This is a genomic window from Natronobacterium gregoryi SP2 (assembly GCF_000230715.2).
GTDB lineage: Archaea > Halobacteriota > Halobacteria > Halobacteriales > Natrialbaceae > Natronobacterium > Natronobacterium gregoryi.
Genome location: NC_019792.1, coordinates 3632890 through 3649523, shown reverse-complemented (window position 1 = coordinate 3649523; position 16634 = coordinate 3632890). Strand labels below are relative to the sequence as shown.

Genomic DNA, 16634 nt, shown 5'->3' with positions numbered 1-16634 from the left:
AAATCGGTCCAACCATCCGTCTCACTCACGTCGCAACACGATCTTCTCCAATCGCGGGCGTCCGACCCATACAGAGTGCTGTACCGATGTCCCGGCGCGACCGCAGGAGCGCGCGGTCGCGCCGGAACTGACTGACAGCAAACCGTCTCACACCACCAACATCACCACCATCCACGGGTAACCGGCGACCTGTCGCCTCGAGTGTCGGTCGCCCGACTGAACAGTCCGGCCCTTCGAGAGCTGCGGTAATTGCTAAGTAATAGCACACCGTCGGAGACACTATGCCCCTGTGGTCCTCCCGGAACCGTACCGAGACGGTCACCTGCCTCGCCTGTGGGGACGACGTCGTCCGAGACGAGGCCCGCGAGTACGACAAACACGGCGACCGCTGGGACCGCGACGATAAGGCGTTCGAACACGTCTGCAAGTCCTGCCACGGCGACCTCTGTCACCAGCCTCGAGACGAACTCGAGGAGTTACTCGTCGAACTCGAGGCCGGCGAGCGCAGTCAGGAAGCTTTTCTCTTGCAGTATTTCTCGACGGTTGCGGACCGGTACGGCACACTCGAAGAAGGGAGGGAATAACGCAACTGCGGCGACGACCTCGAGCAACTGTTCGTCGGTAGCCTCGTGAGATCCTTCCCGAAACGGATGGAATATACGCATTTCAACACGGCAGAAATTCCAACCGGAGAGACTCAGTCGTCCGCCGCGGCCGCTTCCGCCTCGCCCGACTCCGCCCGCTCTACGTCCTCGAGGTATTCGTCGGCGTCCAACGCGGCTTTCGAGCCCATGCCGGCGGCGGTGACGGCTTGCTGGTAGTGGTAGTCGACGACGTCGCCAGCGCCGAAGATACCGGGCACCGCGGTCTCGGTCTGTCCACCACCGTCACCGCCCTGGGTCACGAGGTAGCCGTCGTCGTCCATCTCGACGCCGGTGTCCTCGAGGTACTCCGTGTTCGGCGTGTGGCCGATCGCGAGGAAGACCGCGCCGACGTCGAACTCGAACTCGTTCGTCTCCGGGTCCTCGAGTCGGTCCGTCGGATGGCCCTTGTCGTTCTCGACGAGGGTGACGTAGTCGACGCCCTCTTCCTGAGAGCCGTGGACCTCGAGCAGTTCCGTGTTCTTCATGATCTCGATCTCGCCGTCCTCGACCTTCTCGTGGACGCGATCGACCCAGTAGTCCTCCGCGCGGAACTCCTCGCGGCGGTGGGCGATGTAGACAGTGTCGGCGAACTTCGTCAGGAAGGTTGCCTCCTCCATGGCGGCGTCGCCGCCGCCGACGACGAGCATGTCCTCGCCGCGGAAGAAGGCACCGTCACAGGTGGCACACGTCGAGAGGCCATAGCCCATGAGTTCGTCCTCGCCCGGAACCCCGAGCGTGCGGGCGCTGGCTCCCGAGGCTGCGATCACGGCGTCTGCAGTGTAGACGTTGCCGTTCGTCAGTTCGACGCGGAACGGGCGCGTCGAGTCGTCGACCGACTCGATGACGCCGTTTTGCAGGTCGGCGCCGAACTGTCGGGCCTGTTCTTTCATTTTGTTGACGAGTTCGGGGCCGCCGATTCCCTCGGGGAAGCCGGGGTAGTTCGCGACATCGGTCGTCAACGTGAGTTGGCCGCCAGGTTCGTCTCCCTCGATAACCAGCGGATCGTTGTTTGCCCGGCCGGCGTAGACCGCTGCCGTGAGACCCGCGATCCCGGTGCCGGCGATGACCAGCGGACGGTGTTCGACGATCTCGTCGCCCCCGTCGGTCACGAGTCCCAGTTTCTCGTCGAGTTCGCCCGTCTCGTCGAGTTTGCTCGTGTCGTCCCAGCCGCCGATCAGCTCGTCGTCGACGAACACTTCGGGTGCAGTCTTTCGCCCGCCGGCCCGCTCGACCATCTCCTCGAACAGTTCCTCGTCGCCGGTCATGTTGTACTCCTCGTACTCGACGCCCTTGCTGTCGAAGAGGTCCTTGGCCTTGTCGCAGTACGGACAGTCTTCCTTCGTATAAATCTCGACTCGAGGCTGGTCGCTCATGGAAACGTATTGGAAAACAGAGCCTAAACGCCTTGCGCTCCACTACGGAGTGTTAATACACACCACACTATTTGGCAATAAAGAACTTGTGACCCGCATCGGGAGTTTGTCGTATGGATCGACGAACGGTTTTGGCAGCAGCAGCACTGGGTGCTGGTGGGGCCGGCTATTCGTACCTGTCGAGCGACGACTCTACGCCCGACGAGTCATCGGAACGAACGACCACCGACGAAACCGAATCCGGGACGACAGTCGAGGCGGGACCGTTCGTACAGCGCCACCCCGTCGTGACCGACTACTCGCTGGATTCACTCGAGGTGCGAATCCCACAGGGGTCGCTGCCCGAGCAGTTTCTGACCGACGGCCAGTTTCGAATCGAGTTGTGGGAGCTGACCGAACCGTGGCCTCTGGAGACGACGAGAGAACCCGTCGAGGATCTCACCGACGGTACGATCCGCGAGTTCGACCTCGAGATCGATCCGTCGGAACTCGATTCGACCGAGGAGTTGCGATACACTGTCGTTATCGAGGACGAAACAGAGGAGATAGATCCCCTCGTTATGGGATACGAGGCGTTCGTCGCCGAGACGGATCGATTCGATATCGAAGACGGTGAGATCGTTCCGAACCCGATCGAGTACGACGTCGAGCCGAAAAACGCCGACGACTCGGACGCGGCCTATAGACGAGACATCGGTGAAGGAATGTATGCCCTGCAGTTCAACGGGACCACTGCCGGTGAAAGCTGGACGATCGACGTTCGCCTTCGGAAGTCGATGTGCCAGATGGCTCTAAGCGACGAAGCGCAGGTAAGGGAGACACTCAACGGGCGCGTCGTCCACTCGTTCGGCCAGGGTGGTGAGTCGACGACGACCGGACGTCACAGCGTCTCGATGCGCCAGGAGTTTACCCGGGAGATCGGTGAGTACGACTTCTCCACTCCCGAAACGGCCTGCACCGCCGCCGATATCGTCCGGTCGATCCCAAACAGTCCTGAACCGCTCTCGGGCGCGTCCGGCAACCCCAAAGACATTCGTCTCACTCTTCTCGAGGGCGGCGACCTCGACGACGTTTCGACCGCGCTCGCAGGACTTTGCTGGTATCTGACCGACTCCGAAGTCGGTATTCTCGAGATTCCCGGCGACTACGAGGTCGACATCGGGGAGACCGACTACGAGATGGACGATCACTTCGTCGTCGGCGTCAGTGGTGACTCCTACTCCGGCGTCTCGTTCGGCGACTCGCCACCGTTGTACGTCCTCGAGGCAACCGAGTTCGACGGTGACGCAGGTGAGACGCATTCGGAAGTCGAGGAGGTGTACGACGCCGTGCCGACGCCATACCGGACCATCGACCTCGAACGAGCGGAGTGACGACCGGCGACGGTCGACGGACTTACGGCCGTCTTCGAGAACGTCTTTCTATGGCCGCCGATCTCGAGGAGAAGACCGACCGCTACGGCGAACTGCTCGCGGAGGCGCTTGCGGAGGCGACGATCGCGCCGCGGGAGGGGACGCCGATGTACGACGCCGCCGCAGAGTGTTACGAGATGGCCGATTCGTATCTCGAGGACGGGCGACACTTCCGCGAGAACGACGATCCGGTGAACGCTCTGGCCTCCTTTTCTTATGGACACGCGTGGCTCGACGCGGGCGCGCGAATCGGGCTGTTCGACGTGCCCACGGAGGGGCACCTGTTCACGGTCGAGTAGCAGGTCGGTTACGGGATGCAAACGGTGTGCTCGAGCGTTCCTACACCTTCGACTTCGATCTCGATCTCGTCGCCGTCTGCGAGCGGGCCGACGCCTTCGGGGGTGCCGGTCGCGATGATGTCGCCGGGTTCTAAAGTGAGGTAGGTCGTGATTTCGGCGATCAGTTCCGGAATCGGGAAGATGAGCTGGTCGCGGGTGCCGTCCTGTTTCAGGTCCCCGTTGACGCGCGAGCGGACGGCGGCGTCGTCGGGGACTTCGTCCGGCGTTGCGAGCACCGGGCCAAGCGGCGCGGCACCGTCGAAGGCCTTCCCGCGGACCCAGTTTTTCTCCTGACGCTGGTCGTCGCGGTTCGAGATGTCGTTCATGCAAGTGATCCCCTCGACGGCGTCCATGGCGTCGTCTTCGGGGACGTGACGGCACTGCTCGCCGATGACGACGGCCAGTTCGGCCTCGTAGTCGATCCGGTCTTTCCCCGCGGGGACGGTGACGGTGTCGCCGTGTCCAGCGAGTGCGCTCGGAGGTTTCAGGAAGAGCAGCGGCTGGTCCGGCACCGTGGAGTCCATCTCGTCGGCGTGGTCGGCATAGTTGCGACCGATGCAGACGATCTTCGAGGGTTCACAGGGCGGCAGGACATCGATCTCGTCGCTTTCTTTGTCGTAACTCTCGTTCGCGAAGTGGACGATACCGTCCTGATACTTGCCACGGCGAACGGCACCTGCGGGATCGCGAAAGCGGACGTGTTTCATGGCTGGTGAGTCGTGATGGCGGTCCAAAAACGTTGAGAAGACGGTGGGTTTCGTCGTGGGGCAATCGCGCGCTCTGATACGGTTTGCTGTATTCAATTACCGCCGATCGCCAGAACGGGGTCGGCGATCGGCGGTAACTAGTTACAGCAATCCGTCTGACGGGGACGGGTACGTCAGCCCATGCCACTACGCCGCTGGAACGGAACGTTTTTTATTAGCCCCGCGCAACGAACGAATGCGTTCGAGACGCGCCCCGTACGGTGGTGCGCGACGCGAACGATGTACGCTCCATGGTGAGGCGGCCCGCCGTCGAAGCCCGGAGCAAGGAGCGAAGCAATATGCTCCGTTGGTGTAGTCCGGCCAATCATTTCGGCCTTTCGAGCCGATGACCTGGGTTCAAATCCCAGACGGAGCACTCTTTTGCGAACCACGTAAAGCGCCACGGGGTCGACTGGTTCGTGAGCCACCGTCTCTCTAGTACACTGAGACGGTTTGCTGTCAGTCAGTTCCGGCGCGACCGCACACTTCTGCGGTCGCGCCGGGACATCGGTACAGCAGTCCGTATGACTCGTGGGTCGAAATCGTCGTCCGAACGATATCGCTACTCGTCAGGTCGCACGACCGTCACTGGCACGACCGACCGGCGAACGACTGCCTCCGCGACGCTGCCGAGCAAAAATCGGGCAACGGATTTCCGACCGTGGCTTCCGATCACGACGTGGTCTACGTCTCCGTCGTCGGTGTAGCGGACGATTGCATCCGCGGGGTCACCACTCTCGAGTGTCGTTTCGATCGACGCGTCGTCTGGCAGCCTCTCGATTGCGTTCTCGAGGACGAGTTCGCCTTTTTCCCGTTCGTTCGTGAATTCGTCGTCGTCCCGGTAGCCTGGGAACGATCGGCGGCGGCTGTAGTCGGCCATCGGGTCCATCACGTACAGCAGCGTCAGTCCCGCGTTCGGGAACTGTTCGTGAGCGTACTCGAGTGCGGTATCGGCAGCAGCCGATCCGTCGACGGGGACGAGAACGTGAGCGGTCATACGCTGTCGTTCGACGTGAGGCGTGTTAACGTCACGGGGAGATCACGCCGTGGCTGCAGAGATGTCGGCCGTCTGCCGGCTCGCGTAGACGCTTGCGATCCCCAGCACTGCCACGACGGCACCGACGACGAGGTTGGTCCAGAACAGGATGGCTGTGAGATCGAAGCCGAACGCCGACGCGGCCGTCTACAGTCCCAGCAGGGTGACGACGATCGTCGCAGCGACAGTCGGGAGCGGAGGGGGACCCTCGTCTGATAGGGAGTATCGTAGGAGTTCATAGTTTTCCCGTGACGAACCACGACACAGCGTCGAAGGACGGGCTTCGAAACCTCCGGTTGGTACGATAATCCCTATGAGAACGCCGCCGCGTCTGCACTCGTGGTAGCGATTGCAGCACCGACCACCACGTTGTGGACGACGATCCATCCGGTTCCGGTAACGAGCACGCCCGAGAGCAGGAGCCACGTGCCGATCCCGGCCGTCAGACCGGTCGGTTGCTGTGCTCTGGGTGAGCGCGTTCGCTGGCACCGCGTTCGCTCGTCGTCATCGGTACGCGAGCGTACGGCCGCGTCGACAGTAACGGTACGAGACCGTCGAATTCCGTGTCGGTTCCGGTCGGCGACAGATTTGCTCGAGTCGGCTCGGCGTGGTGTGAGAACCGGCGGCCGCCCCTCACGGACGAGTACATGGCTATGTCTATCAGCAATACGAGTTTCGAAACATATTAACGCCAGAGCGTGGCCTACGATAGCAATGACTCAGACTCTCGAGGCCGACAGTGACGGAGTGTGTGAACGGATCGTGATGGCTGTTGCGACGCTCGAAAACACGGAACCGGTGGAACTCCCGCCGCTGTTCGAGGCGGTCGATCCGGACGCACTGACTGCTGCGTTCGAGACGACCGAGTCGGGGGCAGAACGCACGGGTCGAATCGCATTCCCGTACGCTGGATACGACGTGACGGTTGAATTCGGGGACGAACCTGTCGTCACAGTCGAATAGTGCCGTCAGCGGTCGACATCGGGACGCTGAAACGTCGTCTCGTCCTGTGACGGGTCCGTTACCGCCGTTTCGATTTCGTCGATCGCAGGGATATCGGTCCGCTCTACGTCTCCGTCCCGCCTGAAGTAGTAGGTGTTCGCACAGCCAGCGATCAGTTCCGAGAGCGGTCGGTCGTCCTCGTGGACGACGGCGACGAGGTCACCGGTCACGGCGATCAAGACGGCATCGTCGGGCTTGTGGAGTCGGTCTCGGAGTTCGTCTGCAGTGATGTCTTCCGGAACGTGTACCCGCACGCCGTCGATCGTTGCCCATCGCGTTTCCATGACTGGTCTTTGGGAACGAGAGCGCTATACCATTGTGCACGCACCTACAGGCCGTCCCTCAAGCAGGCCCTCGGGCAAGAAACGTTTAGGATGGTCGGGCCCGGGTTTTCGAACGTGAGCGAGAATCGCGTCGTTCAGGGTCGAATGGTCACAGCCAAGAAACTCGCAGAGCTCGTCGAGGATGACTCGGTCATGGAGGCCGAATCGATCGAGGACGCCGACAGGGCGTGTCCCGACTGCGGCGGTGGCGTTTTGCAAGTCGGGTACATGCCTTCCGTCACCGAGTTCGTCACCGGCTGGAAGTGCCAGGACTGTGATTGGAGTGAAACCGACCGGAACTGACCGCGAACGCTGGTGTCACCACAGTAGCCACTCGAGTCCGACGACGACGCCGGCTAAGAAGACGTGTTCGCCGTCGACGACGAACCCATAAAACAGCGGCCCCCGGTCAGGTGTCGCAAACGGGACGTAGCTGGCGACGTATGCGTTCATCGAGAGGACGGCCAGTAGCCGAGTCGGAACGAGTCCTGCTGTCACGACCGAGACGACGGCTATCGCGACGGCGGCGTTTCCGAGCTGTGCTACTTGCCGCGTCTGTTCTGGACCGACGGTGTTTGGAATCGTCGAGATTCCTTCCTCGATATCGCCCTGGATGTCTTTGACGTCGAAGATCACTGCAGCGACCGTGATCATGGCGGCGACGTAGCCGGTCAGAAACAGGATTTCGGCGGTCCAGAGCTGTCCGTAGTAGTAGCCGACGCCAAGTGGGATCGCTCCCCAGGCGAGCCCCACGAAGAGGTTCTTTAGGAAAAACACGCGCTTGATGCCGACCTGCGAGTAGAGGACGACGGCGAGAAGCGGTGCCAGCATGTAGCCCGTCCCCGGCAGACCGAGCGCGAGCGAGGCGACGACCGCAACGAGATAGAGGAACGAGCCAAGGCCCAGCCAGCGTCGTCCGTACCGTTTCGTAAACGCCGCACGCTGTGGGACGTTTTGCTCGTCTTCCTCGAGATCTGTGAGTCTGTTGACCGTGTAGACGAAAAGCGTCGCAGCGAAGACGACGAAAAGTGGCAGCGCCTCGAGCGGGAGACCGACCAGGCGGGCCGTCGTCACCGCGACGCTCGTGGTCGCGATCGATATAAAGAGGTTGCTGTGGACCAGTATACGAAGGCCCTTCTCGAGCGTGCGGACCCATCGACCGAGGCGCGCAGCGGGCGGGTACATTACCGGCGTTACCCCCGCTGTGAGACGTGAGTGAGTTGCATGCGGTTCGATCCGGTCCTCGCGTGCCGCGAGTCTCGCCGACGATTGGGGCTCGCTCGAGTCAAACGCTTCGGTCACCGTCGTCGGTTTCGGGCCGGCCACTGGTGGGCTCGCCGAAGATGTTTTCGTGACGAACGGAAACTGGCAGGATTTAAGCAAGGGCGGAACGCCCGTTCGAATGGGTATGAGACTACACGAATATCAGGCGAAGGGGGTCTTTGCCGATGCTGGCATTCCGACGCCGGCATCACAACTTGCCTCCGACGTCGACGGGGTCGTTTCTGCGGCGGACGAGATCGGGTATCCAGTCGCAGTCAAAGCGCAGGTACACGTCGGTGGGCGTGGGAAGGCCGGTGGGATCGAACTCGTCGCGGACGCCGACGAGGCTCGCGAGGCAGCCGATTCGATTCTTGGGATGGATCTCAAGGGCTATCACGTCGAGCAGGTTCTCGTCGAGGAAGCCGTCGACTTCACCAACGAACTCTACGTCGGGATCACGATGGACCGCAGCGAGGGCAAGCCCGTTGCGATGGTTTCGACCAAAGGTGGGGTCGATATAGAGGGTGTCGCCGAGGAAGATCCCGACGCGATCGCACGCGAGCACGTCGATCCGTCTTTCGGCATGCATCCCTACCAGGCCCGCAAGGCCGTCTACGACGCGGGCGTCGACGAGTCGGTCGCCCGCGACGTCTCGAGTATCCTGAAAACGCTGTACGATCTCTGGGAGAGCCGTGACGGCTCCGACGTCGAGATCAACCCGCTGATGGTCACCGAAGACGACGAGGTCGTCGCGGCCGACGCTGTGATGAACGTCGACGAGGACGCACTGTTCCGCCAGCCCGAACTCGCCGAGATGGAAGACGAAGCCGCCGGCGGGGACGAACTCGAGCAGAAGGCCGACGAGTACGACTTCGACTACGTTCGCCTGTCTGGTAACGTCGGCATCATCGGCAACGGCGCTGGGCTGGTGATGACGACGCTGGATCTCGTCGATCACTACGGCGGCGAACCAGCCAACTTCCTGGATGTCGGCGGTGGCGCGAAAGCCCAGCGTATCGCGAACGCGCTCGATATGGTTTTTTCGGACGACAACGTCGACTCGGTCGTCTTCAACATCTTCGGCGGCATCACTCGCGGTGACGAGGTCGCCCGCGGGATCAACGAGGCGCTCGAGCAGTTCGACGAGATTCCAAAGCCGGTCGTCGTCCGGCTTGCCGGCACGAACTGGGAGGAAGGTATGGAGATTCTGAACGAGGACCTCGTGACGGTCGAACAGACCCTCGAGGACGCGGTTCAGCGTTCCGTCGAGTACGCTGACGAGGTGAACGAACAATGAGCGTTTTAGTCGACGACGACACGCGCGTCGTGGTACAGGGCATCACTGGCGGGGAAGGAAAGTTCCACGCCGAACAGATGATGGAGTACGGGACCAACGTCGTTGCCGGTGCGGTCCCGGGGAAGGGCGGTCAGGAGGCTGTCGGCGTTCCCGTCTACGACACGGTCCACGAAGCCGTCGAAGAGGAAAACGCCGACACGTCTGTCGTCTTCGTCCCGCCGGCGTTCGCGGGCGACGCCATCTTCGAGGCGCTCGATGCGGACCTCGATCTCGCCGTCGCGATCACGGAGGGTATCCCGACCCAGGACATGGCCAAAGTCAACAAGCGCCTCTCGGAGACCGATACGCGACTCGTCGGTCCGAACTGTCCCGGTCTCATCACGCCCGGTGAGGCCAAACTCGGCATTCTCCCCGGCAACATCTTCGCCGAGGGGAACGTCGGTCTCGTCTCGCGTTCGGGCACTCTGACCTACCAGGTCGTCGACAACCTCACCGCTCGTGGTATCGGCCAGACGACCGCGATCGGGATCGGTGGCGACCCGATCATCGGCACGAGCTTCATCGATGCCCTCGAGTTGTTCGAGAACGACCCCGACACCGAGGCAATCGTCATGTGCGGCGAGATCGGTGGCGAAGACGAAGAGCAGGCCGCAGCCTTCATCGACGAACACGTCGACACGCCCGTTGCAGGCTTCATCGCCGGCCGCACCGCGCCGCCGGGCAAGCGCATGGGCCATGCCGGTGCGATCGTCTCTGGCTCCGGGACCGGCACTGCCGAGAGCAAGATTTCGGCTCTGAACGACGCCGGCGTCCCGGTCGGTGACACTCCCGAGGAAGTTGCCGATCATATAGCGGAGTTTCTCTAGTGGCGGGCCAAGCCTGAACTGATGGGTCGAATCTGGCGGTGTGGCTCGATTCGACCCGTCAGTCGACGGTTGGGACGGTACTAGTAGCGTCCCAAGTCTACTCTGGCTAGTGCGCTGTACTTCTGATCGAGAATCGTGATCGGTTTTGACCAACTCTCAACTAGTCGATCCACGGTTGGGACGGTACTAGCTGGCTCCTGTCTTTCGATTCGCGTTTTTGCCATCCCGGTTCCGGATTCCTGGTGACTGGCGACAGCCGAAAACGCTTCAAGTCGATTATCCGAATAGGGCCCTATGTACGATACAGTCTTTGCACCGACCGACGGCTCCGACCGATCAGAGACCGCACTCGCACACGCGCTCGACCTCGCAGATCGATATGACGCGACCCTACACACTCAGTACGTCGTCGAATCGTCGCCGGCGTTCGGAAGCACACTCGACGACGACGCCGAAGAAGACATCTACGGCTCGCTGTTCGACGCCGGCGAGCGAGCCGTCGACGACGTCGTCGACCGTGCCGAGGAGTCCGGACTCGAGGTCGAGTCGTCGGTCGTTCGTGGCGTCCCACACGAGGAGATTCTCGAGTACGTCGACGAGAACGACGTAGACATCGTCGTCATGGCGACATCCGGTCGCACGGGGACGTCCCGGGAACTGATCGGGAGCGTCGCCGAACGGGTCATCCGGTCGTCGCCGGTGCCGGTCGTCACGGTAAACGTGGGAGACGAGTAGTTCGACGGCTATCGGTTCGTCACGCTTAGCGTTGCGAGTCGATCCGATCGCGGTCTTTCGGTTCGTCTCGCACGTCGACGTTCGCCGGAGTTTAGAAGGGGTTGAGTGTCGACAGTAGTGACCCGACCAGCCCAGTCGCGTCGTCCGACTCGCCTTCGCTTTCGTCTTCGTCTCCCGAGTCCGTTTCTTCTGTCGACGTTGCCTCGGTCGCCGTCGTCGCTCCGGACTCGCCGACAGTACTGGCCGACGACTCGTCGCCGTCCAGAGTCGACGTCGACTCGAGGGGTGTGGGATTCGTGGCGGAGGCCTCGTCCGGGTCGTCGCTACTCTCGGCCTCGAGTGCGACGCGCGTTTCGTCGGTTTCTCCAGGCCCCACCCCGGTAGGAGCCGCGGTCGAACCGTTCTCGTCCATCTCGGCCGATTCGGCGGCCGCCGTCGGTGGAGCACTCGCTGCACCGTCGGTCTCCGGATCAGTTTTCTCGCCGGTTTCAGTTTCTGTTTCGGAGGATCTTTCGCCGTCGTTCGCGTCTTCTGGGGCGACCCAGAGAAACTCCTGTCCTTTCGTGCGGCCAGTCAACAGAAGCGTCTCGAGTTCTTCTTCGTCGGCGACGAGGTCGTCGTCCGGCCACACCGAGTCGGTCGTCGGCTCGTCCGCGCTCGCGATGATGTCGTCGGGACTCTCGTCCCCGAGTACGTCGTCGGCGTCGTTACCGACGTCTGCCTTGAGTTCGCCGAAGATAGACGCAGCTGTCCTGTCTTCGACATCGCCTACGGTCCGGTCGTGATCCGGTTTCCCGTCGTCGACCGCCGGCTCCTCGTGGGCGTCCTCCGCGATTCCGCCGAACAACTCACTCCCACTCGAGCCGACGTCGATCCCACCCCCGTTTCCCACATCGTCGTCGAACGTACTGTCGGTCATAGGTCGACTTACGCATCCTACATTCTCTCACGTATTTAATTTTTGGACTTTTTCCAGTTGAGATGAGTTAGAGTTCTACCACATTACTGTAACGGCCAACTTGGTTCTACAATCCAACATTTGTGGCCGTCGATCCCGGGACGGTTCCAATTGCAGCCGGAACGCATCTACGTCCGCGTTCTGTCCAATTCGTATCAGTTTCCATTCACAAAACAGAACCGTGAGAATAAAACCACACCAAAGAGTCCGTTCACGCGAATGGAAGACCGCGGGTTCGACCTCGAGGACCGGGTGACCGCTCTCGAGGAAGAGAACCGACGGACGCTGTCACCTGCGGATCGAGTGGCCGAGCGCGTCCACTTCGCTCCGCCGCCCGGTGGCGACCTACCCGTCCTCGAGGCCGAAGAGGTGCTGGTGTTTGGATCGAACAACTATCTGGGGCTGACCGGCAACCAGCGGGTCCAGAACGCGGCCAGACAGGCCGCCGCGACCGTCGGTACTGGCGCTGGAGCGAGTCGGCCAGTGACCGGCGACACGCTCGTCCACCACGACCTCGAGCGCCAGCTCGCGGAGGTCACAGGCACCGACCGTGCGCTCTCGTTTTCGTCGGGCTATGTCGCGGGCGTTGGCACGATCACGGCACTCGAACCTGACGCCGTCTTCGTCGACGAGTCGACTAACGCAGGGATCGTCGACGGCTGCAAACTCTCGCGTGCCGACGTCGTCGTCTACGACCACTGCAGTCCCGACGACCTGCGATCGAAACTCGAGATGCGAGCCGAACACGGTGCCGACGACGAGTCCTGGCTGATCGCAACCGACACCGTCTTCGGGACGGCCGGCACCGTCGCACCGCTGTCGGCAATCTGTAACCTCGCCACAACGTTCGGCGCGTGGGTGCTGGCCGACGAGACACACGCTACGGGCCTCTACGCCGGCGGCGGCGGAATCGTCCAGGCTGAGGGACTCGAGGAGTGTGTCGACGTGCAGTTGGGGTCGCTCTCGATGGCGCTTGCCAGCCAGGGCGGTTACGTCGCCGGTAGCGACGCCCTGATCGAGTGGCTGGTCCACGAGGCCCCGCCGTTCGTCACCTCGCCCGGACTCGCGCCAACGTCTGCTGGCGCGGCGAGTGAAGCCTTACACGTCGCCCGTCACACCGACGCCCGCGAACGGCTTTGGGAGAATGTCGCCCATCTCCGTGACGGCCTCAAGTCGATGGGGTTCGAACTACGAGGCGACTCTCAGGTTCTTTCCATCGTCGTCGACGACCAGAAAGACGCCATCGCGCTCGCCGATGGAATCAGAGAACGAAATGTCGTCGCTCCGGCAACCGAACCGCCGAAACACGACGGGCGGAGTCGTCTCCGGGTCACCCCGATAGCGACACACCGGCCCGCCGATGTCGTCGCCTGTCTCGAAGCGCTCCAGGCGGCCGGCGAGGATATCGGCCTGCTGTGACTTTCCTCGGTGATCGGTCCCCCAGGCGTTCTCCTCGCGTCGAACGCAGTCCACCGACGCCATCCTCTATGTGGCACAAGTTGGCATCCCCCTTCGCCTTCAGACTGGGAGTCGAACGATAAGCACTGCCGAACAACCGCCGACTACTGGCCGTTTGGAGTCTCCTCGCGGATGCGCGTCTCGCCTTCAAGGAACAACCCCTTTCACGTCAGCCCGTGATGTTGCTCCAGTTTCTTCAGTCGCTCGTACTGTTCATCGCCGTCGAACTCGATTCGGATCTCACCCATGCACTATCGCACAAATCACGGTCGAAGTTCGCACGGAAACGTGGACAAGCCGGCCGTGTCCAAACTGCGGTTCGGCCAAAGACACTGCTCGGCATCAGGACACGCTGACCTGTTATACGGTTTGCTGTATTCAATTACCGCCGATCGCCAGAACGGAGTCGGCGGTCGGCGGAAAATAGTTACAGTAATCCGTACCAGTGTGTCCTCAAGGGCCACGGGACCCTTCGACAAGGGGGACGGTCCTCCGACGCCACGAAACAGACGTACCACGGCCGATGGCACGGCTCGTGCATTCGAGTGGGACGACCACGGTTGGTCGGAGATACCACACTCTCACGAAAGTCCCAAAGAAGCGAGCACGAACCGGCGTATCCACGGGTAGGAAAAAGTCGCTCGCGTGGTGGTTCGGCATGAGCCGAGACCCCCCACGTGAGGATTCCCGCGCGTTTAGCTGAATGCAGGCGTAAGCCCCCTCCTCAAGGAGCAACGCAGGCCACAGGGCGAGTAGCGCAGTAGGGAGGGGACACACCGCCGGCATCGTTTTTCATACATGTAATTTGGCAGGACGGTCGAGGCGCAAGCGATCGTGCGGTTTCGGTCACTGATACTCCCGGACAGAACGACGTGACGATCGGTCGCTCTGCTGGGGCCGTCACCGGTGAAGACGGCCGCGAATCCGCGACCGACTGCGTATTGCCACTGTCCGACAGTATGACACACTCTCACGAAAGAACGATCGCCTCCGCAGGCGTGGTTTCCAACCGAAGTCGTCGACGAGGTCACGATCCCCAGGCCTCGAGGAATTCTGCTGGCAGCGTCGTCACGTCGATTCCCCAGGCGAAAGGGAGCCACAGCACCGCCACGATCGTGATCAGGACGACTCCAAGGAGGTTGAGGCCGAAGCCAACGCGGGCCATCTGGGGAATGGTGATGTAGCCGCTGCCGAAGACAATCGCGTTCGGTGGCGTCGCGACCGGGAGCATGAACGCAAAAGAAGCCGCCGTCGCCGCGGCGATCATCAACCCGTACGGGTGGACGCCGATACCGACCGCGACGCCAGCGAGGATCGGCATCAGCATCGCGGTCGTCGCCGTGTTCGAGGTGATCTCGGTGAGAAAAATAGTCATTGCGACTACAGAGAGCAGGATAACCACCATCGAGACTCCCTCGAGGGCACTTAGTTGCTCGCCGATCCAGACCGCGAGACCGGTCTCTCCGAAGCCGGCGGCGATCGCGAGTCCGCCGCCGAAAAGCAGGATCACGCCCCAGGGGATTTCGACCGCGTTCGTCCAGTCGAGGACAAACGTGTGGTCGCCGTCGTCGGTTTTCGTCGGCAGGGTAAAGAGAACGAGTGCGCCCGCGATTGCGACGATCGAGTCGACGTCGTCGGGCACTGGAACCACCCCGGCCTGATCGAGCAGGCTCGCGCCGATCCAACTTGCGGCCATCCCGACGAAGACGACGAGCACCAGTCGCTCCTGGCTTGACATCGGACCGAGATCGGTGAGTTGGCGCTCGATCGTCTCACCCTCGACCGGTAGCTTGGAGAACTGCGGACGCATCGCCACCTGCGTGACGTAGACGTAGACAGTTACGAGCCCGACGACGGAGATCGGCACGCCGTAGAGCATCCACTCGGCAAAGCCGATCGTCTCTCCGAACAACTCGCCGGCCTGGCCCGCAAAGAGAATATTCGGCGGCGTACCGATGAGTGTGCCGACGCCGCCAACTGACGCACCGTAGGCGATACAGAGCATCAGGGCGATGCCGAAAGAGAACTCACCCTCGGCGGTGGCGATATCGAGGTCGGTCTCGTCGACCAGATCGGCGGTCTGATAGATCACCGCCAGCGCGATAGGGACCATCATCATCACGGTCGCGCTGTTCGAGACCCACATCGAGAGAAACGCCGTCGCGATCATGAAACCGAGAATGAGTCGGGCAGGCGAGCTCCCGACGAACGTGATCGTACGGAGGGCGATCCGGCGGTGGAGTCCCCACCGCTGCATCGCCATCGCGAGGAAGAACCCACCCATAAAAAGGAAAATTAGCGGGCTGGCATACGACGGTGTCGTCTCGGCGACCGGCAAGGCACCGGTCAGCGGGAAGAGCACGATCGGCAGCAGCGACGTCGCCGGGATCGGGATCGCCTCACCAACCCACCAGATGGCGACCCAAGCGGTGACGGCGGCAACTGCCTTCCCCTCCGGTGGGAGCCCTGCCGGTGCCGGCGAGAAGTAGATCAGTGCGAACAGGAAAGGGCCAAGCAGGAGACTGACCCGCTGGCGCAGGCCATAGCTGCCACCCACGTCGAACGGGGACCCGTCGTCGCCCCCATCCCCTGGGTCGCCCGAGTCCCCCAGATGGGCGGCGACATCCCGTGAGTCGCCACTCGAGTCGCGTCGCTCGTCGACAGGGTCGCGTGAACCATCGGCAAGCCGGTGGCCTACCGCTGGGTCGTCCGACACGTCGGCGCGGAGCTCCCCGTCCGTGATGTCGGCGGCGATTTTCGCTCCGTCGAGAGTGAGATACGCCTTCGTTCGGACGCTCGAGCGCCAGAGAGCTGTCCAAGCGTTCCAAATGATGCGTTGACACGCCCGGGATATGCGATCCATAACCGATCAATACAACCAAGAGAATAAAGATAAAATTTTATCACAACGTATGGCTGAACAGGCGCAATACCACGCCGTTCACGGCGTGGGTACGTGCCCTCACGTAGTGGCGGGCCAAGCCTGCACTGATGGGTCGAATCTGGCGGTGTGGCTCGATTCGACCCGTCAGTCGACGGTTGGGACGGTACTAGACAGCCACCGGCCACGATGACTGGGTTAGATGTGGACTCTCGTAAAGTGGCGGCGTCTGTGGTTGCGAACCTGAAACTCCCACCGCTGAGCGAAATCGAAGATTCCGCGATGCTTGGAAATCTTTGATT

The 16634-nt window shown here is 62.1% G+C and carries 16 protein-coding genes and 1 tRNA gene; 10 read left to right on the top strand and 7 right to left on the bottom strand.

The features are described from left to right. Nucleotides 1–281 precede the first annotated feature (281 nt). Nucleotides 282–584 (top strand): DUF7562 family protein, encoded by a 303-nt coding sequence (locus NATGR_RS17930; RefSeq protein ID WP_005580294.1) that lies wholly within the window; start codon nucleotides 282–284, stop codon nucleotides 582–584. Nucleotides 585–697: 113 nt separating this feature from the next. On the opposite strand, the gene grxC is transcribed toward NATGR_RS17930, so the two are convergent. Next, nucleotides 698–2017: a glutaredoxin 3 gene (gene grxC / locus NATGR_RS17925; RefSeq protein ID WP_005580293.1), complete on the bottom strand. Its 1320-nt coding sequence runs from the start codon at nucleotides 2015–2017 to the stop codon at nucleotides 698–700. 113 nt (nucleotides 2018–2130) lie between these two features. Here grxC and NATGR_RS17920 point away from each other — a divergent pair, with 113 nt between their 5' ends. Both NATGR_RS17920 and NATGR_RS17915 read left to right on the top strand, forming a co-directional pair. Further along, nucleotides 2131–3390 (top strand): hypothetical protein, encoded by a 1260-nt coding sequence (locus NATGR_RS17920; protein ID WP_005580292.1) that lies wholly within the window; start codon nucleotides 2131–2133, stop codon nucleotides 3388–3390. Nucleotides 3391–3440: 50 nt separating this feature from the next. Next, nucleotides 3441–3728, top strand: coding sequence for a DUF357 domain-containing protein (locus tag NATGR_RS17915; protein ID WP_005580291.1), 288 nt, complete (start codon nucleotides 3441–3443; stop codon nucleotides 3726–3728). A gap of 8 nt (nucleotides 3729–3736) precedes the next feature. Here the strand turns inward: NATGR_RS17915 and NATGR_RS17910 are convergent, their stop codons facing one another. Next, nucleotides 3737–4474, bottom strand: coding sequence for a fumarylacetoacetate hydrolase family protein (locus tag NATGR_RS17910; protein ID WP_005580290.1), 738 nt, complete (start codon nucleotides 4472–4474; stop codon nucleotides 3737–3739). 340 nt (nucleotides 4475–4814) lie between these two features. Here NATGR_RS17910 and NATGR_RS17905 point away from each other — a divergent pair. Next, nucleotides 4815–4889, top strand: a tRNA-Glu gene (locus NATGR_RS17905). A gap of 186 nt (nucleotides 4890–5075) precedes the next feature. On the opposite strand, the gene NATGR_RS17900 is transcribed toward NATGR_RS17905, so the two are convergent. Beyond that, a complete protein-coding gene (locus NATGR_RS17900; protein ID WP_005580289.1) occupies nucleotides 5076–5510 on the bottom strand; it encodes a universal stress protein in 435 nt (144 codons plus the stop codon). 753 nt (nucleotides 5511–6263) lie between these two features. Here NATGR_RS17900 and NATGR_RS17890 point away from each other — a divergent pair. Next, entirely contained in the window at nucleotides 6264–6512 is a 249-nt protein-coding gene (locus NATGR_RS17890) for a HalOD1 output domain-containing protein (protein ID WP_005580287.1), read from the top strand. 5 nt (nucleotides 6513–6517) lie between these two features. Here the strand turns inward: NATGR_RS17890 and NATGR_RS17885 are convergent, their stop codons facing one another. Beyond that, entirely contained in the window at nucleotides 6518–6835 is a 318-nt protein-coding gene (locus NATGR_RS17885; RefSeq protein ID WP_005580286.1) for a hypothetical protein, read from the bottom strand. A gap of 114 nt (nucleotides 6836–6949) precedes the next feature. On the opposite strand from NATGR_RS17885, the gene NATGR_RS17880 reads away from it, so the two are divergent. After that, nucleotides 6950–7177 (top strand): DUF5795 family protein, encoded by a 228-nt coding sequence (locus NATGR_RS17880; RefSeq protein WP_005580285.1) that lies wholly within the window; start codon nucleotides 6950–6952, stop codon nucleotides 7175–7177. A gap of 15 nt (nucleotides 7178–7192) precedes the next feature. Here NATGR_RS17880 and NATGR_RS17875 read toward each other — a convergent pair whose 3' ends face one another. Beyond that, the gene (locus tag NATGR_RS17875) at nucleotides 7193–8059 is read right to left on the bottom strand and encodes a UbiA family prenyltransferase (RefSeq protein ID WP_015233901.1); all 867 of its coding nucleotides are present in this window, start codon (nucleotides 8057–8059) and stop codon (nucleotides 7193–7195) included. Between the two features lie 223 nt (nucleotides 8060–8282). Here NATGR_RS17875 and sucC point away from each other — a divergent pair, with 223 nt between their 5' ends. The 3 genes from sucC (at nucleotide 8283) to NATGR_RS17860 (ending at nucleotide 11035) form a co-directional block, all read left to right on the top strand. Then, the gene (gene sucC, locus NATGR_RS17870; protein WP_005580283.1) at nucleotides 8283–9434 is read left to right on the top strand and encodes an ADP-forming succinate--CoA ligase subunit beta; all 1152 of its coding nucleotides are present in this window, start codon (nucleotides 8283–8285) and stop codon (nucleotides 9432–9434) included. Continuing rightward, nucleotides 9431–10300: a succinate--CoA ligase subunit alpha gene (sucD, locus tag NATGR_RS17865; RefSeq protein ID WP_005580282.1), complete on the top strand. Its 870-nt coding sequence runs from the start codon at nucleotides 9431–9433 to the stop codon at nucleotides 10298–10300. Before sucC ends, sucD begins: the two co-directional genes overlap by 4 nt. Before the next feature lie 294 nt (nucleotides 10301–10594). Next, a complete protein-coding gene (locus tag NATGR_RS17860) occupies nucleotides 10595–11035 on the top strand; it encodes a universal stress protein (protein ID WP_005580281.1) in 441 nt (146 codons plus the stop codon). Nucleotides 11036–11126: 91 nt separating this feature from the next. On the opposite strand, the gene NATGR_RS17855 is transcribed toward NATGR_RS17860, so the two are convergent. Then, nucleotides 11127–11954, bottom strand: coding sequence for a hypothetical protein (locus NATGR_RS17855; protein WP_005580280.1), 828 nt, complete (start codon nucleotides 11952–11954; stop codon nucleotides 11127–11129). 258 nt (nucleotides 11955–12212) lie between these two features. Here NATGR_RS17855 and NATGR_RS17850 point away from each other — a divergent pair, with 258 nt between their 5' ends. Continuing rightward, nucleotides 12213–13412, top strand: a complete 1200-nt coding sequence (locus NATGR_RS17850) for an aminotransferase class I/II-fold pyridoxal phosphate-dependent enzyme (RefSeq protein WP_005580278.1) — start codon at nucleotides 12213–12215, stop codon at nucleotides 13410–13412. A gap of 1066 nt (nucleotides 13413–14478) precedes the next feature. Here NATGR_RS17850 and NATGR_RS17845 read toward each other — a convergent pair. Beyond that, nucleotides 14479–16314 carry an SLC13 family permease gene (locus NATGR_RS17845; protein WP_005580276.1) on the bottom strand — a complete coding sequence of 612 codons (1836 nt, stop codon included), beginning with the start codon at nucleotides 16312–16314 and terminating at the stop codon, nucleotides 14479–14481. Between the last annotated feature and the right edge of the window lie 320 nt (nucleotides 16315–16634).